The 1073-nt window shown below is 68.3% G+C and carries 1 protein-coding gene; it reads left to right on the top strand.

Annotated elements, in window-relative coordinates; all coding sequences use genetic code 11:
- Nucleotides 1-11: 11 nt before the first annotated feature.
- On the top strand, nt 12-1073 hold a 1062-nt coding region (locus B8W69_RS29480; RefSeq protein WP_085293151.1), incomplete at its 3' end, for an HNH endonuclease signature motif containing protein.

Raw genomic sequence — 1073 nt, forward strand, 5'->3', positions numbered from 1 at the left:
ATGATGTCGTTATGTCCTCGACTGCGTCGTCTCCGGTGGCGGTGAGCCCTGCCGAGCGAGTCGAGGAACTGTTCGACGAGCTGGCGGAGTTGGCGGGTCAGCGCAATGCGATTGATGGGCGCATTGTGGAGATCGTGGCCGAGCTGGATCGCGATGAGCTCTGCGGGGCCACGGGCGCACGGTCGGTGCCGGCGTTGGTGGCCTGGAAGCTGGGTTCGTCCTCGGCAAACGCTCATACGATCACCACCGTGGCGCGCCGATTGGCCGAGCTTCCCCGCTGCGCGGCCGGCATGCGGGAGGGCCGGCTGTCGCTGGATCAGGTTGGTGTGATCGCCGCACGCGCCGGCGAGGGTTCCGATGAGCATTACGCCCAGCTGGCGTCGGTTGCCACGGTTAACCAGCTGCGCGCCGCGGTCAAGCTGGAGCCGCGGCCCGAACCCGGTCCTCGGTCGCAACCACATCCCTCGATCACCAAGACCCACGGCGAGGAGTTCACCTGTTGGCGGATCACACTCCCACACCTGGATGCGGCGAAGGTCGATGCGGCGCTGTCGTCTCATCGTGAGGCGCTGATCGCCGAGTGGAAGCGGGATCACGGCGACGGCGCCAGCGATCAAGCACCGCCGTTGCCGAGCGCTGGTGAGGCGTTCATGCGCCTAGTCGAGGCCGGATGGGACGCCGAGGCCGCCCGCCGCCCCCACGGCCATCACACCACGGTGGTGGTGCACGTCGATGCCCAGCAGCGCACCGCCGGACTGCATCTGGGGCCGCTGCTGTCCGACGCCGAACGCCGCTACCTGACCTGTGATGCCACCTGTGAAGTGTGGTTCGAACGTGACGGGCAGCCCATCGGCGCCGGCCGCGCGACGCGGGTGATCAACCGGCGGCTGCGCCGCGCGCTCGAGCACCGCCATCGCATGTGCGCGGTTCCGGGTTGTGACGCCACCCGCGGTCTGCACGCCCACCACATCCGGCACTGGGAAGACGGCGGTGCTACCGAGTTGTTCAACCTGGTGCTGGTCTGCCCCTATCACCACCGGCTACACCACCGCGGCGTCATCACCATCACCGGA

The organism is Mycolicibacterium vulneris (assembly GCF_002104765.1).
GTDB classification, from domain to species: domain Bacteria; phylum Actinomycetota; class Actinomycetes; order Mycobacteriales; family Mycobacteriaceae; genus Mycobacterium; species Mycobacterium vulneris.